General features: G+C 36.2%; 16 protein-coding genes and 1 pseudogene. 4 read left to right on the plus strand and 13 right to left on the minus strand.

From position 1 onward, the window contains the following. Positions 1–37: 37 nt before the first annotated feature. The 11 genes and pseudogenes from ACGH6Q_RS00450 to ACGH6Q_RS00500 all read right to left on the minus strand — a co-directional run. Entirely contained in the window at positions 38–1,426 is a 1,389-nt protein-coding gene (locus ACGH6Q_RS00450) for a hypothetical protein (protein ID WP_065589661.1), read from the minus strand. Then, a complete protein-coding gene (locus ACGH6Q_RS00455) occupies positions 1,423–1,686 on the minus strand; it encodes a PAAR domain-containing protein (RefSeq protein ID WP_065589662.1) in 264 nt (87 codons plus the stop codon). The genes ACGH6Q_RS00450 and ACGH6Q_RS00455 overlap by 4 nt, the downstream gene beginning before the upstream one ends. Before the next feature lie 32 nt (positions 1,687–1,718). Further along, positions 1,719–2,588 carry a hypothetical protein gene (locus tag ACGH6Q_RS00460; RefSeq protein WP_065640652.1) on the minus strand — a complete coding sequence of 290 codons (870 nt, stop codon included), beginning with the start codon at positions 2,586–2,588 and terminating at the stop codon, positions 1,719–1,721. Positions 2,589–2,599: 11 nt separating this feature from the next. Further along, positions 2,600–3,346 (minus strand): hypothetical protein, encoded by a 747-nt coding sequence (locus ACGH6Q_RS00465; RefSeq protein ID WP_411591410.1) that lies wholly within the window; start codon positions 3,344–3,346, stop codon positions 2,600–2,602. Continuing rightward, a complete protein-coding gene (locus ACGH6Q_RS00470) occupies positions 3,346–4,215 on the minus strand; it encodes a hypothetical protein (protein WP_411591412.1) in 870 nt (289 codons plus the stop codon). Before ACGH6Q_RS00470 ends, ACGH6Q_RS00465 begins: the two co-directional genes overlap by 1 nt. Positions 4,216–4,226: 11 nt before the next feature. Further along, positions 4,227–4,973, minus strand: coding sequence for a hypothetical protein (locus ACGH6Q_RS00475; protein ID WP_411591413.1), 747 nt, complete (start codon positions 4,971–4,973; stop codon positions 4,227–4,229). Further along, positions 4,973–5,902: a hypothetical protein gene (locus ACGH6Q_RS00480; RefSeq protein WP_411591415.1), complete on the minus strand. Its 930-nt coding sequence runs from the start codon at positions 5,900–5,902 to the stop codon at positions 4,973–4,975. Before ACGH6Q_RS00480 ends, ACGH6Q_RS00475 begins: the two co-directional genes overlap by 1 nt. Continuing rightward, positions 5,892–6,695 (minus strand): hypothetical protein, encoded by an 804-nt coding sequence (locus ACGH6Q_RS00485; protein ID WP_411591417.1) that lies wholly within the window; start codon positions 6,693–6,695, stop codon positions 5,892–5,894. The genes ACGH6Q_RS00480 and ACGH6Q_RS00485 overlap by 11 nt, the downstream gene beginning before the upstream one ends. After that, the gene (locus tag ACGH6Q_RS00490) at positions 6,696–9,323 is read right to left on the minus strand and encodes a DUF3274 domain-containing protein (protein WP_411591418.1); all 2,628 of its coding nucleotides are present in this window, start codon (positions 9,321–9,323) and stop codon (positions 6,696–6,698) included. It abuts the gene before it with no gap. Between the two features lie 3 nt (positions 9,324–9,326). Then, complete coding sequence (locus tag ACGH6Q_RS00495) at positions 9,327–11,849, minus strand: type VI secretion system Vgr family protein (protein WP_411591420.1); 2,523 nt, start codon at positions 11,847–11,849, stop codon at positions 9,327–9,329. Between the two features lie 236 nt (positions 11,850–12,085). Next, positions 12,086–12,520 (minus strand): annotated as a pseudogene (locus tag ACGH6Q_RS00500) (class II fructose-bisphosphate aldolase); the annotation flags it as partial. A 201-nt stretch (positions 12,521–12,721) separates the two neighbouring features. Between ACGH6Q_RS00500 and gntK the strand changes: the two are divergent. Both gntK and edd read left to right on the plus strand, forming a co-directional pair. Beyond that, complete coding sequence (gene gntK, locus ACGH6Q_RS00505) at positions 12,722–13,249, plus strand: gluconokinase (protein WP_065589962.1); 528 nt, start codon at positions 12,722–12,724, stop codon at positions 13,247–13,249. 31 nt (positions 13,250–13,280) lie between these two features. After that, the gene (gene edd / locus ACGH6Q_RS00510) at positions 13,281–15,086 is read left to right on the plus strand and encodes a phosphogluconate dehydratase (protein WP_411591422.1); all 1,806 of its coding nucleotides are present in this window, start codon (positions 13,281–13,283) and stop codon (positions 15,084–15,086) included. A gap of 132 nt (positions 15,087–15,218) precedes the next feature. On the opposite strand, the gene ACGH6Q_RS00515 is transcribed toward edd, so the two are convergent. Continuing rightward, a complete protein-coding gene (locus tag ACGH6Q_RS00515) occupies positions 15,219–16,940 on the minus strand; it encodes a thiamine pyrophosphate-dependent enzyme (RefSeq protein ID WP_174798845.1) in 1,722 nt (573 codons plus the stop codon). 305 nt (positions 16,941–17,245) lie between these two features. Between ACGH6Q_RS00515 and ACGH6Q_RS00520 the strand changes: the two genes are divergently transcribed. Both ACGH6Q_RS00520 and ACGH6Q_RS00525 read left to right on the plus strand, forming a co-directional pair. Next, a complete protein-coding gene (locus ACGH6Q_RS00520) occupies positions 17,246–19,087 on the plus strand; it encodes an SLC13 family permease (protein ID WP_411591498.1) in 1,842 nt (613 codons plus the stop codon). 80 nt (positions 19,088–19,167) lie between these two features. Next, complete coding sequence (locus ACGH6Q_RS00525) at positions 19,168–19,482, plus strand: hypothetical protein (protein WP_065609344.1); 315 nt, start codon at positions 19,168–19,170, stop codon at positions 19,480–19,482. A 703-nt stretch (positions 19,483–20,185) separates the two neighbouring features. Here the strand turns inward: ACGH6Q_RS00525 and ACGH6Q_RS00530 are convergent. Further along, the gene (locus ACGH6Q_RS00530) at positions 20,186–21,634 is read right to left on the minus strand and encodes a VWA domain-containing protein (protein WP_411591424.1); all 1,449 of its coding nucleotides are present in this window, start codon (positions 21,632–21,634) and stop codon (positions 20,186–20,188) included. Positions 21,635–21,695: the final 61 nt, after the last annotated feature.

Raw genomic sequence — 21,695 nt, forward strand, 5'->3', positions numbered from 1 at the left:
TCAAATCACTTCCCCTATAAAAACTACCTTTAAGTTATCATCTAAACGATTCAAACCAAATTTCATCAAACTCTTCTTGATAACGCTGTAGTTTAAAATAAAGCGGAATACAAACTGCAATCACCGATAAAAAAGTACTCAAAACAATTATTGATAATATTTCCTTTAATTCAATATAATTAACAGCCAATAAAGCAACAATAGAATACAGGCAAAAAACAAGACTAAAAAAATAAACCGTTGGGAAAATCAATAATTCATCATTTTCTTCGATACGTTGGATGGTTCTATCCGATAATTGCATAATATAAATTTCATTACTTCCTTGCGCAGCAATCATTTGCCCCTTTTGTCCCTGATTTACCCCATCAGCAGCCAGTGCTAATGCTAGCCATGCATGGCTTTCGCTTAATTTACCTAAATTAAGATCTAATGGATAAACTTTATTTGGCGCAATTATAATTTCGCCATTAATATCAAAAAATGTCTCCTTTAAAATATTTAATGCAGAAGAAGATAAAGATGTCGTCCATAATTGATTAACTCGTTTCTTTTCAACCTGCTCGGCTTTAATTAAATAACCAATATCATCACTTAAATCAGTAAGTTCAGTTTTAAGAGGTCGAAACACTCTTAATTTGGATAGATTTAATGCTTTTTTAACATTAGAAAATAATAATGCACAGCAATATTCACTAAAAGATAATTGGTTCTTAACATCGTATACCAAATTAATCATTAAAATAGATTCATCATATTTTGTATCTATCCATTCATGGATGATTTCAGGCGAAGGTATGCAATCGGATAACACAATATCAGACTCGTTAATATTAATATGATTTGAACGACAATAATTAGCTAAAATCATAACCGCAGCCTCTGAACTTTGAGTCATATTTAATAGCACTTTGATTTTTGACAAGCTATTAATTTTAGCTTTCATTGGCATAATAATTTTTTCAAACACATAAAATAGTGGTGAGCTGCTCATTTCATGTATAACTGAAATCGGCATTACTTTATCGGGATTCATTGGTTGACTGCCTTCTAGCCCCATAACTTTTAAAGCAAGATTATCGATTTCTGTTAAATAACAATAATCAACTAACCCAATTGATTTTCTTGCCCATATCTGCCATCTTGCTAGTTTATTTTTAATATTTAGATTAAAAAATAGAGCTTCAATTAATTGTGAATGGTAATAACTATAAATAAACCCCGTTATAGATAAACTAAAAAATAGCGGTACGATAACAAGATAAAAGCCCCCTAATAATAAATTAGATAGCACACTATTTTCATTAATGAGTAACACTATAAATTCAAAAAAAATGGCGCTCAACACAAAAACCAATAAATAAACCCAGATAGAAAAATTCTTAGGTAGTGCTTTTTCTGGTATGTTAGGTACTCTCCATTTCATGCTTCACTCCCTACAACAGATAATGTTGAAATAAGCTCACAGCCGCAAGCGGCTTTACAACCATTAATGGCAACAGATCGATTATACATTTTCCAAGTCGGATGCCCGTCAACAATATTATTTACACCATGCCCCTTTATCGGACACGATACCTGATCGCCAACTAATGCAACTGGCTTACCGTCAAAAATAGCACCAGATGCACTTATCACACATCCTCCATGGGTATGCGGATCGCCTAATCGAATTACACCTTTCATAAAGTCATTCCTAAAATTAGCCTAAAATATTTTTACCTTTCCGCCCCAACCTCACAACGTATTTTGTCCCAACCTTGATAAGGTTCAGGTTTTAGATTTTTTATTGAATTTACCCGTAATTGATATTCTTTATTATCAATAAGGCTATCATAGGCTCCAAATCTAGAGCCATCTCTAACTCTTTTATCAGAAAACGCCGATGATGGGTAAAAAATCTGAAAATTTCTTAACCCATGTTCATAATCAAAATCATCATATTCATAAGATGCGCCAAATATCACCTCATGATTTTTTAAAACAAAATAGCCGGTATTACCCGAAATAGTAATCGGCGTATTTTTTTTCCCAAGCCAAGTATAAAATTCCTGAATAGGCGAATCATCCACCCCAATAAAATAATCAACTTCTTCTCCTGGTACAGCTGCCATTGGGGAAACCATCGCTTTTATAAAATGTCTGCCACCATCGACTGAAAAAACAAAATCGGACAGATCATTGGTGGGAATAGCAATATACTGTTTGCCAGGGTTATAGTAGTTAAATTTCGGTAAATGATAAGCTGTATAAAATCGTTTGGTAATTAAGGTATGAATATTATTTTTATCATCATGATACCAAATCAATCCACTGCAATTTTCGCCTTGTAACTCTAAATAACGATCAGCGTCATAACGATAAATCACCTGCCGCTTTTTACTGACATAATAAAAGGAATTTTTAACAACAAATCCATTATTGGTTACATAATAAAAGAGTTGATAGCCTTCTTTAGGTAAGGGTTTAGGCCGCATAAGTGGCATTGGCTCGGTGGAGGGGAATGGCGCAAAAGTCGATAAAATCACGACCAAAAACACGGGTACAACAAATAACATTATCAACAATTTAGTTATTTTCTGTTTCATGCCTTAATTCCTTATTTAGCTGTGCCTAACAAGTGTTGATAGACCTCTAACACGGTATGGTTATCGGGCAATTTAGTTCCTTTGGCATTATAATCACAGCGCATTTTATCCCAACCAGTATAGTCACTTGGAATTGGGGGAATACTTTCAGGGATAATTTGGCTTCTGCCTAAAATTGCTTTTTGTTCAAGCTGTTTTTTTTTCGATAACATACTCCAACCTTTGGTGCCAAATGGCGCTTCTGATGCATAAAGCTGACCATCTTTGCCTAAAATAAAAGCCTGATCATTCACCACATCGTATTGCGGTGAATCATGATTACCTAAATAATGCCCAACCCCTAAATGGGTACTTCTAAATGAACGCCCCCCATCAATTGAGGTTTCAAAGCCTGCAAGATCAGAATAAGGAATAGAAATATAATTTTTAGCTGGATGCCGATAGGGTTCAGTGTAAATACGCCAAGAATGAGGTGCTATACTGAAATAAACTTGTTCTTTATCGTCAATAAAATAAGCTTGCCCTTCACATCGATAGCCTGTTAATAAAATATAACGGTTTTCATCAAAACGGTACACAATTTGCGAGGGAGGAACAATGGTGGGCTTTCGTATATTATTAACTGGCGAAAGTGCCAATATTCCCAAGATAAAGAACAGATAACTCACCATTTGCCATCGCTCACGATATTGCTTAATTAGCATAATAATAAATAATGCTCCCCCTATAAGGGTCGATAGTACTGCTAACATCATCATTACCTTTCCGCCCCAACCTCACAACGTATTTTGTCCCAACCTTGATAAGGTTCAGGTTTTAGATTTTTTATTGAATTTACCCGTAATTGATATTCTTTATTATCAATAAGGCTATCATAGGCACCAAATCTAGAGCTATCCCTAACCCTTTCATCAAAAAATGCCGCTGATGGGTAAAAAATTTGATAGTTGCTTAATCCATGTTCATAATCAATTCGATTATATCTATAAGAAGCCCCAAATATCACCTCATGATTTTTTAAGACAAAATAGCCGGTATTACCCGAAATAGTAATCGGTGTATTTGGTTTTCCCGGTTCATAATAAGTATCCTCAATTGGCGAATCATCCACCCCAATAAAATAATCAACTTCTTCTCCTGGTACAGCTGCCATTGGGGAAACCATCGCTTTTATAAAATGTCTGCCACCATCGACTGAAAAAACAAAATCGGACAGATCATTGGTGGGAATAGCAATATACTGTTTGCCAGGGTTATAGTAGTTAAATTTCGGTAAATGATAAGCTGTATAAAATCGTTTGGTAATTAAGGTATGAATATTATTTTTATCATCATGATACCAAATCAATCCACTGCAATTTTCGCCTTGTAACTCTAAATAACGATCAGCGTCATAACGATAAATCACCTGCCGCTTTTTACTGACATAATAAAAGGAATAATCTAGCAAATCACCATTTCTGGCAATACTATGGAATAATTGATAACCTTCTTTGGGTAATGGTTTAGGCCACGTAAGTGGCATTGGCTCGGTGGAGGGGAATGGCGCAAAAGTCGATAAAATCACGACCAAAAACACGGGTACAACAAATAACATTATCAACAATTTAGTTATTTTCTGTTTCATGCCTTAATTCCTTATTTAGCTGTGCCTAACAAGTGTTGATAGACCTCTAACACGGTATGGTTATCGGGCAATTGAGTTCCTTTGGCATTATAATCGCAGCGCATTTTATCCCAACCAGTATAGTCACTTGGAATTGGGGGAATACTTTCAGGGATAATTTGGCTTCTGCCTAAAATAGCTTCTTGTTCAAGCTGTTCTTTTTTCGATAACATATACCAACCTTTGGTGCCAAATGGCGCTTCTGATGCATAAAGCTGACCATCTTTGCCTAAAATAAAAGCCTGATCATTCACCACATCGTATTGCGGTGAATCATGATTACCTAAATAATGCCCAACCCCTAAACGGATACTTCTAAATGAACGCCCTCCATCAATGGAAGTATATATTGCCGACACATCCGACAATGGGATTGAAAGATAGTTTTTTGCTGGATGCCGATAAGGCTCTGTATATAGATCCCAAGAATGAGCGTCTAAAAGGTAATAAACTTGTTCTTTATCATCAATAAAATAAGCTTGCCCTTCACATCGATAGCCTGTCAATAAAATATAACGGTTTTCATCAAAACGGTACACAATTTGCGAAGGAGGAACAATGGTAGGCTTTCGTATATTATTAACTGGCGAAAGTGCCAATATCCCCAAGATAAAGAACAGATAACTCACCATTTGCCATCGCTCACGATATTGCTTAATTAGCATAATAATAAATAATGCTCCCCCTATAAGGGTCGATAGTATTGCTAACATCATCATTACCTTTCCGCCCCAACCTCACAACGTATTTTGTCCCAACCTTGATAAGGTTCGGGCTTGATATTTCTAGCGGATTTAATACGTTCCAAATAAACGGGTTGATAATAAATTTCCCAATACTTACCGAATTGTACTCCACTCATATCCGGATCTTTTTTAAGCAAAAAACTAGGATCTATGCCAAACAATGAATGAAATTTTTGCTTATGATGATTGCGAGGTTTTTTATCAATCAACGATATTCCATTATCATAAAAAACCGTTTCACCAAAGAGCACATTGCCATTATTTAAAATAAAGTAACCGGTATTACCTGAAACAGTAATTGAATTAGTAAAGGTGTTTGAACGCGAAAAATCGGTAAATGTGGAAGTTAATGGTTTATCATCCACTCCAATAAAACGTTCCACTAGCTCTGGTGCCACGGCAGCATAACTGGTCACTTCAGCTTGAATAAATGTTTTACCTTTATCTAACGAAAACATCACAAACGACATATCATTCGCGGGGATGGCAATATAGTCTTTACCGGGATTATAATAGTTAAATTTGGGAAGTTTATCGTAGGTAAAAAATGGCGTATTGATTCGGGTATGGATATTATTTACCTTATCATGATACCAAATCAACCCTTCGCAATTTTCGCCTTGCAGCTCTAAATAGCGATTTTCATCATAACGGTATATCACTTGCCGTTTTTCACTTAAATAATAAAAGGTTGCCACATGGTAATGACTAATTGTGCTATGGGTATTAAAGGTATAAGGAAAGATAATTTCATAACCTGCCCTTGGCTCTGGCATAGGTATATCTAACCCCTTTTTTTCAATATCTTCTGGTAAAGCAAAACCAATAAGATAAATACCAATCCAAATCAGTACGGGTATTAAAACCAAATAAATAAAATAAGCCTTCAATTTATACGTCATGCTCTGCCTCATTAAAATTTAATCCCATTAAACTGCGTAACCTTTTTTGTAAATGATGAAAAGGTGTGTAGCGATTATGGATAATCATCTCTTGTTTTAAATTGAGATCGCATTGCCAACTGTCCCAACCTTGATAGCTAGCTGGCATACTTGGCATAGCTTGTGGTGGATTATCCCAACGTGCGCCCATATAACGCGCATATCCCTCAAATAAAGCTAAATTATATTTTGCTAATAAATCATAACCAATACTGGTACCAAATGGTTTAGGCGAGTGATAGATCCCTTTATTTTTATCTAGTAAAAACATTTGATTATTCACTACCATTATTTTTTCAATTGTTTCCGGTTCAGGACGATAATAGTTTGCATTATATTCAATTTCGATATGCGTCGTTGTAAATGTTCGTCCACCATCACGGGAATAATCTATTGAAGAATATTGTTCATCGGGAATAAAAATATAATCTTCAGCCATATGGGAAAAGGGCTCAGTGATTACCCGTGCAGAATGGAGTGCTAATTCTGAATAGATTTGCTTTTGCTCATCAATATAATATAACCGCCCCTGACACCTTGAACCTGTAAGCTGAAGTGTGCGGTATTTATCAAAGCGAAAGACCACTTGTGTTGGCGACCCGAAAACCGTTCTATCTTTACCTGGCAAAGGCACTATTGCCAAAAAGCAGATTAAAAAGGCACTGTAGCTCAGTCTCTGTAATAACCGATTTTGGTTGTTAAAACTGTATATAAATAGGCTAATCGTCACCAATAAATAGAATATTGCCAGCATTTAGGACTCCTTTAAATCAGGTTCGGGCATTAACCATTGTGCGGCTTTGCTTAATTTTTTATATTTTTCTTTAGACAGTTCTATACCACGATTTACCTCAATAGAAATACTAACTACCGCAGAATGATTAGGTCGAATACTGCCATGATAAAAACTATTTTCAACAAAATTATCACCTATGGGCATATGCTTATCTGGATAATGCATCGCTTTTTTTAAGTCTGGCGGCAACAGACCATAACGAACATATTGTGTCGTTTCTTTATCTGTATTTTCGGGATGACGCCAATCGGCTAATGCTCGCCATTCATAAAGTTTTTGCTGTTTTTTTGGGGTAATATCTTTGACTATACCAATGGCTAAATCATAAGCCATAATTTTAGCCGGTGCCTCTTTACTATTAGTAATACCTGAGTGATGGGAACTGACATCGGCTTCACTATCAACAAGATCACCGATAGCCTCTTGGAACTGTTGTTGGGATAAATAATAATAGACTTTGATTTCATCTTTATCTTTCCCCATATCGCTGTTACCTATATATCGAAAGCCTTTGATACCCCTATCGGATAGTTGTAAATCATCATTGAGTTTTTGTAATAAAATTTCATCTGTGATTAATGGTTGCCCAATAATGTCATAAGGATTTGTTATTGGCGGAATATAATTTGGTCGCTGTATTTTTGTTTCATAAGTACGTTGTTTTAGTTCCTCCAACTGTTCAGGCTTAACATGGTAAATATCATTATAATGTACTGTTCGACTCAGTTTAGTTTTACCTGTTGGGTCATCAACTGTATAGATCATGGTTTCGGGGACTTCTTCACCATTAATGATCCGTTCTGTCGACCAAAAAGGCGCGGTCTGTACATCACCTGTCTGATACTGTTTACATTGTTTAATTGCCACCAAAAGTGAGTCGGGTACGTTTTTTCTTAATATTATTCCTGAACTTTTTCCATTTGATGATTTTTTCTCTTTATCAAGACAAATTGATTCTACTTGTTTGGATGTTGTTTTTTTATAAATCCATTCTGGGTGATCTTTTTGTGTTTCTGCCAACGACGGTTTATAAAAAATGGCAACTTTTCGACCCGAATCATAGTAATTACCATGCTCTAATGTGCCTTTTACTTCTTTAAATAAAGGCTCTTGTTTTAATTTTTCAAGCTGCTCGGGCAGTAATACTACCGAGCTAGGCACTTTTTTACCTCGAAAATTAATAAAGGTTACACGCTGATTATAATCCTCCATACTAATATAATCGGGGTACTGTTGTTGTGTTAATTCGAATTTAATCAATGGAATATTAAATTTTTTATTTTGCGTGTCATTCCCCACAATCACATGCTGAGCAAAAATACGCTGTTTTAAATTGTCTTGGCATGCATGGATAATATGGTCAGGAATGCCTTGCCAGCCCATACCTTGCACATTCCACAATGAAACAACGCGATCATTAGGACTAAAATAGTTATATACCTTGCCAAAGTTATTTCGATAAAACAGTTGTTCATCTTTCCCAAGGCGATCATACTGTTTTACGGTATCATCTGCTTGCACATACTTTTCGTCAGGGTTTACCGCGGTACTAATTACCCCGTTTTGCTTTAATATTTCTGGATTAAATTCTTTATTTCTTAATCCTTGCGATTCTTTTATAACATTAACAAAATTAATAAAAGTTTCTTCACGCCCCTCTTTACTTTGTACTCCCATTAGTAGATCTTTGGATAAGACTTCAGCTATTGCTGGTTCAAAGGCATAGGGTGAGTGGGCTAATATGACACAATCGGCCGGCAATACGTTTTCTTTCGCTAATAGAAAGGTAGCTAACATGGTAATAATTGTGCCTTGGCTATGTGCCACAATATTAATGGGAATGTCTTGATCTTTAGTATCTTTTCTAATTTGTTTAATTAAATTGGCTAAGCGGTGTGCCGCAAAAGCAAAATAGATGCGGTGAGGGTTATTGTAGCTTTTAGAGCCAGGTGGGGTAGCTATTTTTCCGCCTTCGGCAAGTATACCTGCCATTCCAGGACCATACATATCAGGTATGCAAGTTGTTGCATTGGCAAACGGCCCCCCATTACGATGATAACCATAATCAATCCAGTTATTAAACTTATCACAATTGAGTTTATTAAATGCAACTGTGCCAGCATCAAGCTGAAAATCCTTGTCTATCCAATAACTATCATACGGTAATTCAGGATCGGTGATCGAGGCATCTTTAAGCCGTTTTTCATAAGCAAGTTGCTCTTCATGATATTTTTCTTTATCAACGGGTCGATACCCCCAAAAGAAAGGGACTATTGGCGAATAGTTGCTTTTTTTTATCGCTATTCTTGGTGCAAAATTATCAGCATCCGTTTGAATGGTATGCCATTCATTAGGGGTTAAATCCGTTCGACCCAATCGTTTATTCAATCCATTACAAATTGCTTGATCCTGATTTTCAAACGCTTCGCCAATATCATTCACGCCATGAATCAAAATCACAATACATGGCAATGGCGCAGGCACGCAAACATTTTGGGTTAGCATGGCATCAGTAGAGTTTGAGGGTAAACCAATCACACCGTCAACCTCGGTGATACTATCATCTGAAGTATGTGTATTAGACATCGGTTAATCCTTGGTTAATATTTCTATTTTCAGTTGTTCTAATTCTGTCATTGGTAACATTTGTGTTTCACCATTTTCATCAGTCATCCCATCTTGTGTGCTGCCATCGCTAAAATGAATTCGATAAGGATGGTTTTTTAATACTTGCGATGATGAACCATTGAAATGTAATTTAAACTTACGTGAAAAGTCGCCTTTATTAAATGAAGGGGTCACTTCTTTAATACTTTCGGCACCAGAATAAGAGAGTAAAGCTGTTTTTTGTAAGATGCTAGTTGGTGCAATTAACTCTATCGTGCCATTTTTAATACGAATGCCAGCGCCACCACTAAGTAGTAATAACTCTTGTTGAGCATTGATTGTTACTTTACCGCCACTACTGGTTATAAACATATTTTTTTGTGCAGTGAGTTCTAATTCATCTGACTGCGCTTGAATTTCAACCCTGCCCGATGCGGCAATCAGCTTAATCCCCAATTTGTGCGCAAAAATAGAGACCATTTCACCAGCTGCCATTGATAGCTTTTTGAAAATATTCACGCTAGCGTTTTTACCAGCAGTAACAATAATATTTTCACTGGCTGCACTTTGGATGCTTTTTGATGAAGTTTGCGCTATGCCTTGATCACCATGAATAACAACCGTTGGTTGCTGTAATTGATTGGTTGCTGATTGCAATGCTTGTTGTTGGCTGATTTCGGCAGGTTCGGCACCGCTTGATTTTCCACACTCAATTAGCGCATAAGAAATATTTAAAGATTTTTCGATTTGTTTTATTGAATCTTGCATTTCAAGCTGTTGGCCAGCGGCTTTTTCTTGCTCTGTGGTGGTAACATAAACTCCTTTACCCGCTCGTATTGCACCCCACTCATCGGTGCGCAGTTCAAAGCCTTCACCCCGCTTAATTTTTTTATTATCAACTAAATGCCCTAGATTGAGTTGTGTTTTACCGTATTCGGTGGCAAGTTTGATATGCTCTTGCCCGCGCTTATCATCCATTCGCAATTTGTTATTAGCGGGTGTTCGAATTACATTACGGTGTTTGTTGATGAGCGAAACATGGTCTGGGTGGGCACTGTCATGCATTGCATGGGCAATATAGGGACGATCAGGATTGCCATTCGTAAAAGCAACGGCAACTTCGGTACCCTCAATAAGGGGAAAATGAAAACCATAAGTATTCCCTGAATAAGGCTTAGCAAGCCTAACCCATAAACTTTCTTCGCCTTTTTTCCAGTTTTTTAAATCAAAGTTAAACTTAATACGATAGCGCCCTTGAGGGTCAATATAGCCATAGGTATCGTGATTAGGACTGGTCACTCTTGCCGGTAATGTACCGCTTACTTGTGGCCACGGTAATGGCGCAGGACGATAAGGTTTAAGTACATTAAACGGTATGGCGGTAAAGTGGGTTTGGTATGATTCGGTTCGGTCGCCATGACTATGGGTTGCAACAATGATAATGCCGTCTTTGATATCGTTAATTGGGCAGCTATCAATAATAAGAAGTTGCCCCGGCACTAACTGATAATCATTACATTTTCCATAAATGGTTAATTGTTCGGTAATATGTTGTTGATGGCGGATGTGGGCATACCATTTGCCACTTTCAACAGTTTGAATATCTCCCTCTGTTTTATGATGCTCTTCATAACGATAGTCATCGCCTCGGGTTGTGATATCTTTTTGTTGACTATTGTCGGTGATGTGAAGGTTGTTATTTGCCGTGCGGTAGTTGTAATCATTAATACGTACCTGATTGGGTTTGGTTTTACTGCTAAACTGCAAATCCCATACGCTATGACGGCGACTATCATTTAAACCACTGGGCTGCTTAATTGCAATATTATCCGCCTTTTTTAATCCTTGTTCATAATCACTCATGACCATGACATCACAGCGATGTTTTGGATGCGTTTCAAAATAAAACCAGATACCAACATCAGCTAATAAACGCTGAATAAAGCTTAAATCACTTTCTTGCCACTGGGTAATAAACTCACGAGCAGGGTAAGTTTCATTTAACTCCATTCGAAAATCAATCCCGATAAAACCGTGATTACGCAACACCTCTTCAACGACCTCAACGACGCTTCTATTTTGAAAAATAGCACTTTGATGATGGTTAGCTAGCAATGCCACTTTAGATTCAAACACCACCCGATAGTGAGCTTGGTCTTCACTCATTGAGACAAAACTAAATTCAGTAATCACCCCATAGAGTGTGCGGGGTTTATCTTCAATATCCAGTGAGCTTATTTGGGTGAGTGTAAGTGGTAAGGGGTTGGGATGAAAAGTCAGTGATGCGGTTTGGCTGAGTACTGAATCGATGGATATCTGACGATTTGTGCTGGTAAAATCAATGCAATATTGCCAAGGCTGATTTAGCTGCTCTTTGCCTTCGAGTGATAAGACCGAAATTTCGGTTGTCATCTCAAGTCCATCTATCGAAAACGAATAACGATTCAACGGGGTGATTCTGGCAAGTGAATCAAGATGACTGGCTAATTGATCTATTATGCCCATAGCTTAATCCTTGTTTTATATTTATAATTTTGGTTATATAAAATAAATCATAAGGTAATCTATACCATTAAAATACGTATTTTTTTTGAACAGTCAAGAACTTTTTTATGCCATTAATAGAATGAGTTACTCAATTAAGTAATAGATTTAAAAGGTAATTTGTTGTGTTAATATGACGTATTAACCCTTTTAGATAAAAATATAAAATTTGGAGTAAAAATTAAGATACACAATTTAGCTACCGCAAGTGAATCTATTCCTGTACGTTCGACATACTCTTTTGCCGCATTGGGATCTGTAAAAGCACTATCTTTGTTATCGACAATAAGATCGTCTTCTTGCCCGCCAAGCCGCCCTAATTCGGCTTCAACACTGGCATTATATTTATGACTAAAAACAACCATTTTACTAACTATGTCAATGTTTTCTTCAAATGGGTGATACAAGGCATCAATCATAATCGAGCGAATTCCTGCCTCTATTTTTGTTTGAATATCACTGATATTTTTATGATGCTCCAAATGTAACGCAAAAGGAAAATAGTGAATGCTTGCTGCTGTTTCACAAATACTGATTAAATATTGTATTCCTGCGTAACTATAAGTTGCTGGCTTTGCAGCAAGTATCACGGGAGATTGCATCTGTTTAGCGGTATCAATAACAACTTGTATGAAAAGCAAATAAGATTTTATATTTTTGTGATCGGAATCTATTTTTCAATAGTAACGCTCAACTAATAGATAATTTTCTATTTATTAATAATTAAAAGTAAAACCTGATCCAGATCACAAATAAACTTTTTTTATATTGCAAATAGAGGTCAGCATGTCAAAATGTTACCCGTAACTAGTTGGATGTACGAAGGATCAATAATGACTAAAAAAAATAAACAAGTTTTTGTATTAATGGGAGTATCTGGTTGTGGTAAATCAGCTGTTGCCAAACAAGTTGCTTACAATCTGGATGCTGCTTTTTTAGATGGTGATTTTTTACATCCAAAGGCTAATATTTTAAAAATGCGGAGCGGTACACCTTTAAACGATGAAGATAGAATGCCTTGGCTTAGCTTAATCAGTAATGCCGTATTTGCTATGAGTAATGTTAACGATGTCTCAATTATTATCTGTTCGGCATTAAAACGAAAATATCGAGATATTATTCGCGGTGAGAATAAAAACGTACATTTTATTTATTTGAAAGGAAGTTTCGATGTAATCGCTGAAAGACTAGCTAAACGTAAAGGACACTACCAAAAAACAGGGATGCTTCAATCCCAATTCGATACTCTAGAAGAACCAACTACTGATGAAAAAGATGTCTACAACATCAATATTGAACAACCATTAGAAAAGGTTGTGCACGATACTGAAAAAGTAATACGCACAATATGTCATTGTTAAAAAAATAGAAAAAAAATAAGACGAGGTCAATGTGAATCCGACTATTCAGGCTGTAACTCAACGTATTATTGAGCGTTCTAGGGCATCTCGTACCGCTTATCTGCAAAAAATAGAAAGAGCTATGCATAAAAAAGTAACTCGATCTAGTTTACCATGTAGTAATTTAGCCCATGGTTTTGCTGCTTGTTGTAGCGATGATAAAAGTGATCTAAAAAACATTTTAAAAAGTAACATAGGGATTATTAGTTCTTATAATGACATGTTATCAGCTCATAAACCGTATGAGTTTTATCCTGAACAAATTCGAAAAGCACTTCACGAAGTTGGCGCAGTTGGGCAAATGGCTGGTGGAGTACCTGCCATGTGCGACGGTGTAACTCAAGGCGAGCCTGGAATGGAGCTATCATTAATGAGCCGTGATGTGATTGCAATGTCGGTTGCTGTCGGGCTTTCACATAATATGTTTGATGGTGCTCTATATCTTGGAATATGCGATAAAATTGTACCAGGTCTATTTATTGGCGCATTAACGTTTGGTCACTTACCTGCTATTTTTGTACCTGCAGGACCAATGCCATCGGGCTTACCTAATAAAGAAAAGGTGCGTATCCGCCAGCTTTACTCAGAAGGTAAAGCTTCGCGTGAAGACTTACTTGAATCAGAATCGGCATCTTATCACACTAGTGGTACTTGTACTTTTTATGGTACCGCAAATAGTAACCAAATGGTTATTGAATTAATGGGACTACATTTGCCAGGGACGGCCTTTGTTCATCCTGAAACAGCATTACGTTATGAATTAACCAATGCTGCTGCTAAACAAATTACTCGCCTAACCAACCAATCAGGAAACTATATGCCTATTGGTAAAATGGTAGATGAAAAGGTGATTGTCAATGGTCTAGTTGCACTACTCGCAACTGGCGGTTCAACTAATTTAACAATGCATATTGTGGCGATGGCTAAAGCAGCAGGCATAATTATTAATTGGAATGATATTTCAGATCTATCAACAGCAGTACCACTACTTTGCCGAATTTACCCGAATGGTCCAGCCGATATAAACTATTTTCAAGCCGCTGGAGGGACATCTTTATTGGTTCGCGAATTATTATCGGGTGGTTTATTACATGAAGATGTTGAAACTGTAGTAGGGCGTGGACTTAGTCGTTATACTCAAGAACCTATTTTAGAAAATGGCAAACTTACTTTCCGTGAAGGTCCAACAAAATCATTAGATGACAGCGTCATTGCATCAATCAAAAGACCATTTAATTCTCATGGTGGATTAAAAGTGATGTCAGGAAATCTTGGTCGTGCAATTATGAAAACATCAGCCGTTGCACCTGAACATCAAATTATTGAAGCACCAGCAGTCATCTTTAATAGCCAATATGATTTAGATGCCGAATATAAAGCAGGCAAACTAGATAAAGACTGCGTAGTTGTTGTCCGTTATCAAGGCCCAAAAGCAATTGGCATGCCAGAATTGCATAAACTAATAACACCGCTAGGTGTTCTGCAAGATAAAGGTTATAAAGTTGCGCTATTAACTGATGGTCGATTATCGGGGGCTTCGGGTAAAGTACCTGCCGCAATTCATGTCACCCCCGAAGCTTATGATGGCGGTTTACTCAGTAAAGTTCAAGAAGGCGACATGATCCGTGTTAATGGTCAAACTGGCGAAATAACATTATTAGTAGACGAAGCAGAATTAGCCAAACGTGAACCTTATTCTTTCGACTTAACGGATTCACATCTAGGTTATGGGCGTGAACTATTTACCGTTATCCGAGAAAATTTAACTTCCGCAGAAGAAGGCGCCGTTAGTTTTTAATTCATTTATTCTGCCGCAAATCAGCGGCAGCCCCCCCCCAAATTATACTGAAACACCCCTATTTCCTGAAAGTTTTTAACAAAAACTCTCTGTAAACTTGTCATTTAAAATAAATATAAAAAATAATATAAACTATTTCTTGATAAAATTATCCACCAATAGATTTACTACATCGCCCATTTTCCCTTGCAAAGAAGCTTTTACACTGTAAAGCGCCATCCCCATAACCTGCGATGCTTGAATTTCAGGCGGCATAACTAATTCATTAGAGCTGGTTTTAACATCTAATAATGCAGGACCTTGATGCGATAAAAATGATTGCATTGCTTCATCAAGAGAATCAGAGTTATCAACTCTTATCGCAAATAATCCCATCGAATCGGCAACTTTTGCAAAATTAGGATTCTGTAAATCGGTATAGTGATCAACTAAACCTTCTGATTTCTGTTCCAATTCAACAAAATTAAGTGAACTATTATTAAGCACAATAATTTTAATTGGCAAATTTTCTTGAATTGTAGTTAACAAATCGCCTAATAACATACTAATACCACCATCACCTGATAAAGTAATGACCTGACGATTAGGAAATGCTTTTTGCACACCTAACGCTTGCGGCATTGCATTTGCCATTGTGCCATGTTTCAAACTAATTACAGTACGTCTTTTTCCGTTGGTATTAAAATGCCTACAAGCCCAAACCATAGCTGATCCAACATCAGCACAAAGCACAGCGTCTTGTGTCGCATATTTATCAACAAGCTCGGTTAAATATTGAGGATGAATCATTGTTTGAGATGGTACAGCTTTCTTATTCAATTTATCCATTGCTTTTATATACAATTGGCGACATTTTTCTAAAAACTTAGAATCTTGCTTTTCATCAACTAAAGGAATTAAAGCGGCTAACGTTGGCTTACTACTACCAACAACCCCCACACTCACTGGATGACGCCGCCCAAGATGAGTGGCATCAATATCAACTTGAATAATAATCGCTTTATCAGGATAAAATTGCGACCACGCAAAATCAGCACCTAACATAATTAACACATCACACTCTTTAATCGCTGTTGTTCCTGACTCCATACCAAACATACCAGTCATACCAACGTTATAAGGATTATCATACTCGACAAAATCTTTACCCCTCGATGTATGCACAATAGGTGATTTTAATTTTTCAGCAAAGGCAATAAGCTCATCGTGAGCCTCACACACTCCTTGCCCAGCGAAGATAGCTATTTTATGATTATTATTAAGTATTTCTGCGATTTGATTCAATTCTTCATTTGACGGGCGAATAATAGGTTTAGGATGATAAATTTTATGCCCACTATTATCTTCAACCTTAATTAAACTAATATTATAAGGTACCACTAAAACAGCTACACCTCGTTGATTAATTGCAGCTTGAACTGCTGCGGTTGTTATTTGTCTTGCTTGGGTTGGATCATTGATTTGCTGACAAAATACAGAACAATTTTTATAAATAGATTCAAAGTCAACTTCTTGCGGAAAATCGGTACCTTGTTGCGAAGTCACCAATTGGCTTGCCAATAAAACAACAGGTACTTTATTACGGTGTGCTTCATAAATACCGTTAATAAAATGCAAACTTCCTGGACCACAAGATCCAGCACAAGCCGTAATTTGGTCTGTTAAATAAGCTTCTGCCCCTGCGGCAAAAGCACCGACTTCCTCATGACGAACATGTACCCATTCAATATTACTTTTTTTAATAGAAGAAGTAATATGATTCAAAGTATCCCCAACAATACCATAACAATGCTTAACACCTGCTTCAGACAAAACATCAACTATAATTTGTGCAACAGATTTTTTTGATGACATATTCTCTCCTAAAGAGTTAACGATTAAATAGGTTTAGTTGCTTAAATTACACCTACTTTTCAATAATGCGAATAGGTCATAAAGAAAATAGCAAAAAATGTTAAAAAACGAAAAATAACGTAAAAAAAATTAACGATAAAGTAATTATAGCCATATAAACTTTATTTAGAGATATTCCCTATTACAATAAATCAAGGTATTATGTACAAAATGTAATCTGTATCATAGAGCTACTTTTTGTGGAACATTTGTCATCTGAGGATGGTTTAGTATCATCAATCGCTAAATTCTTACCTAATTATTTTATTGAATATTACCCACTTATTACTGTCTGCATATTATTATTAATAGCAATTTTAATGTTTTCGTTCAGCAAATTAAGAATGGACATTATTGCATTGCTCACAATCACGGCAATCACCATCACAGGTGTATTAACACCAGCTGAAGCCCTCGCTGGATTTAGCGATCCTAATATTATCTTAATTGCCCTTCTATTTATTATTGGTGAAAGCTTGGTTAGAACAGGCATTTCATACAAAATGAGCGAATACATATTAAAAGTTGCAGGCAAAAACGATATTCGCATTATCACCTGTATTATGTTAGGCGTTGCTTTACTTGGCTCAGTGATGAGCTCAACTGGCGTAGTTGCAATTTTTATACCTGTTGCCATTAGCATTGCTAACCATACCGGTATTCATGTAAAAAAATTAATGATGCCACTTTGTATTGCGGCATTAATAAGTGGCATGATGACACTGGTTGCCACCGCACCAAACCTTGTGGTAAACAGTGAATTAAACCGTGCCGCTTTGACTGAATTCAGTTTTTTCTCGATCACCCCAATTGGTATTGGTGTTTTAATTGTCGGGGTTATATATTGCATATTAACACGCAATTGGTTACTCACAGCAGAACAAGTTACCCCAACTAATACCCAACCACAAAGACGAAAAATCACCGATTTAATTCGAGACTATAAATTAATTGGCCGAGCCCATCGAGCACAAATACTAGCTGGCTCACCTTTTGTTGGGCGCACAATTGATGGCTTACATTTGCGTAGTGAACATGGTGTAAATGTTATTGGTATTGAACGTTGGCGCAAATTCCACAAAGTACTAATCCCCGTTAATGGCTCAACCGAATTTCGTGAAAATGATATTTTATTACTCGATATGTCACACTCCGAAGCCGATTATCGAACCTTTTTAAACACTAACAACCTTGAACCGAAAGTATTACGAGGTGAATATTTTTCAGAACAGGTTAAACAAGTCGGCATGGCCGAAGTTGCCCTGCTCCCAGAATCGACACTGTGTGGAAAAACACTTAATGAAATTGATTTTAGAGGAAAATATTTCCTGACTGTAATTGGTATTTGGCGTAATCATGCACCAGTTGAAACAAACAACTTATTCCAAGAACGTTTAGAAATGAGTGATACATTATTAGTTTGTGGTGACTGGGGTTCGATCCAAAAACTACAAACTCGAACCAATGACTTTGTTGTATTAGACTTTCCAGCCGATATCGACGATATTGCACCAGCAAGCTCACAAGCACCAGCGGCTTTAATTAATCTCGCCATTATGATTATTTTAATGGTGACAGGTATTGTGCCTAATGTGGTTGCGGCATTAATCGCCTGCTTACTGATGGGGGCAACACGATGCATTGACATGACCAATGCCTATAAATCCATACATTGGCCAACCTTAATTCTAATTATAGGTATGATGCCTTTTGCACTAGCACTCAACAAAACGGGGGGAATTTCACTCATATCAGCTTGGCTTGAAGTCCATTTACGCTCTTTCGGCCCATACATGGTGCTAACATTTATTTTCTTATTATGCTCAACAATTGGATTATTTATATCCAATACTGCAACAGCAATTTTAATTGCGCCAATCGCTATTGATTTAGGACTAAAATTCGGTTACTCACCTTATCCATTTGCCATGACGGTGGCAATTGCCACATCATCGTCATTTATTACGCCCGTATCCTCACCGATTAAAACCATGGTGGTGGCACCGGGAGGATACAGCTTTAGCGATTTTGTCAAAATTGGTGTACCATTAACGTTTTTAGTAATGGCGGTAGATATTGCTTTAGTACCGGTGTTTTTTCCGTTTTAAAGCCTAACTATGGTAATGATTGAAAATAATACTAATATAAAAGCATATTTTATTAAATTGAGAAATAGGAGAATTTAAAAATGATGAATTTTTTACAAACCATTATGGGACTTGCAGTTTTTGCTGCATTAATTATCGGACTGTTGACTTTCTTAGGCATATTTATTCTATTGCTATGTTACACAATTATAAAGCAAGTAAAATCAGATAAAAAAAGTGATAAAATAAGTGATGAAATATTAATACAACACTATAATATGTTTAAAAAATACAAAGATAGTGTTGCTCTTGCAGTTTTGTGCTACGGCATTCTTTATATGTATGGCATGAAATTAAATCAAAAAGCTTTTGATGCTTATAAACAATGTATGATTAAACGTAATTTACCTTTATAATTTTTACTCACCAATTTAAACATAGTAATGGCAACAACAAAATAATCCACCAAACCTCCTGTTTTGCGTGCTGCTCTTACTTATAATTGTCATTACATTCTGACACCATAAAGAAGATTCCCATATTTACTTTACGGTGTTGTGAGCGTTTATTTTGATTTAAAACCATCAAGATATAGAATTTGATTGTATTGGAATTTTTGTTTTGCTTTTTTAAATTAAATCTGTTGGTTACAGCGTGCTAAGATTTTGTTTGGTGTAGTGGTTTTAGACGTTTTAGCCTTTTGGTGGAATAAATAACAATAGTGGCAAGCAAGCTATGCGAATTGCCAGATCCCATTTAACAATCTCATTCTTAGCTGTACAGAATAAAGCCTACTTATATTTACTCATATTATCCTGATACTCGCCTTTTCGAGATCATCTTCACTTTGCTCAAATATTCAAATTTGTTACAGAAAATATATCCGCCAGCGCTCAGTTTTAACTCATCCTCTATAATTCGTTCTTGACTAGCGCAGCCAAACATTCCTGTTGGCTTGGCCTTATGGAATTTCGCATAAAATTCGCCAAATCGGGCGTTAGTACGAATGTTATTTATTCTATAAAAAAGTCCGAAACATTGTCGAGCTCAAATAACTGTATAGCTGTATAATTGAATTAAAAAAACTCAATAAAATTAGTTAATATAATTTTTTATTATTTATTGGCACACAGGCCTATCAATTTTCAAATTTGAAACCGCTTTATTCATTTGTTTAATCATATCTTTAGGGCTTTGAGCAATATAAACTTTTCCACCTGTTGCATTAGCAATACAGTCAATTTTGTGTTCACCAGCAATATCCACAATATTAATCTTTAATCGTGGTTTTTGTGCAGCTATATAATTTGCTAATGTACAAATATTTTTCCTTGTACAATTATCTTCACCATCGCTAATAATAAGAATATAATCATCACGATTTATGCCATCAAGCATTTTACTCGCTTTTTCTAAACCATTATATAAAGGTGTTCCACCTCCTCCGGCTGCAGTCGGTGTTAAGTTTCTAATTCTATGCTTTAGTGATGGGCGATTTTTGTAATTATAAAACGGCGAAACTTCTGCTGCTGGGCAATTAGTCAACGTTACCAGTGAAATACCAATATTTGGTTGTATCTTATCAATACTCGATGTAGCCACACTCTTACTACTTGATAAACGAGTTGGTAAACGGGTCATACGCTTTTCGTATTTGATTCTTTCTTCTTCTGACATATTACTACCATACGTCAAATATCGAAAATATTGTTCAACCGCTGATGGTGATTCATTTAATGTTACTGTCATTGATAATGAATTATCAAACACTATTGCCATTTTAGATGGATTAGGATCTTTATTCATCTCTTCTTTGGTTATACAGTTCGGTGGATTTTTTACCTTTGGCTTTAACGGTGGCTGAGGTATCGGTTCAGGTTTAGGCTCTGATGTTGCAATTGGCGTAGATTCTTCAGGCACGGTATCTTTTGGCTCAGTAACAGGCTCAGACGCCGGTTTAGGTTCAGGCTTCTTCACTATAACAGCCGGCGCAACAATAGCTATAGGATCGGGAACAACTGTTTTTTGTTTACCAAAAGGGCAAAATAAATACCACAGAATACCAAGCAAACCAACAAGCAATAAGGCTAATAGTAAAAAATGCCACCAACGCCAAAATGGTTTTAGTGGAATAACTGGAGCTACTACAGGTAAAACTGGTTCTTCAAAGGTATTAATAATAACGGGCTCATCATTAATAACATAAATTAGGTTACCTAAACTTTTAATTCTTGGAAGCCATGCTGAAACTAAATTTCGCTCTTCACCGTTTAATGGCATTAGTTTAATAGCATTTTCAATATCATTAATACGTGTTTGTAATGTCTTGGCTATTTTGTTTCTATGCGATTCATCGACAAGACTATCAAGTAATATAGGTTGCCCTTCAAGATTAGTGTACCATCCAATATATTCATTGTTATCAATCAATTTTGGTATTGCTAAAACCGAAAAAGTACGATCAGTTAAATGTGATTTTAATAATAATATTAAGGAATTATATTGTTCTAATAGAGAAATTTTCTCTAGATTATTATAATCAAAGACTATCCGCGTTATTCGTTGCATTATTGATTTAATTCCTTACATTCTCATATTATTACTCTAAATAATGTGCTAAATCTAACTT

This window comes from Gilliamella sp. BG2 (assembly GCF_046635645.1).
GTDB classification, from domain to species: Bacteria; Pseudomonadota; Gammaproteobacteria; order Enterobacterales; family Orbaceae; genus Gilliamella; species Gilliamella bombi.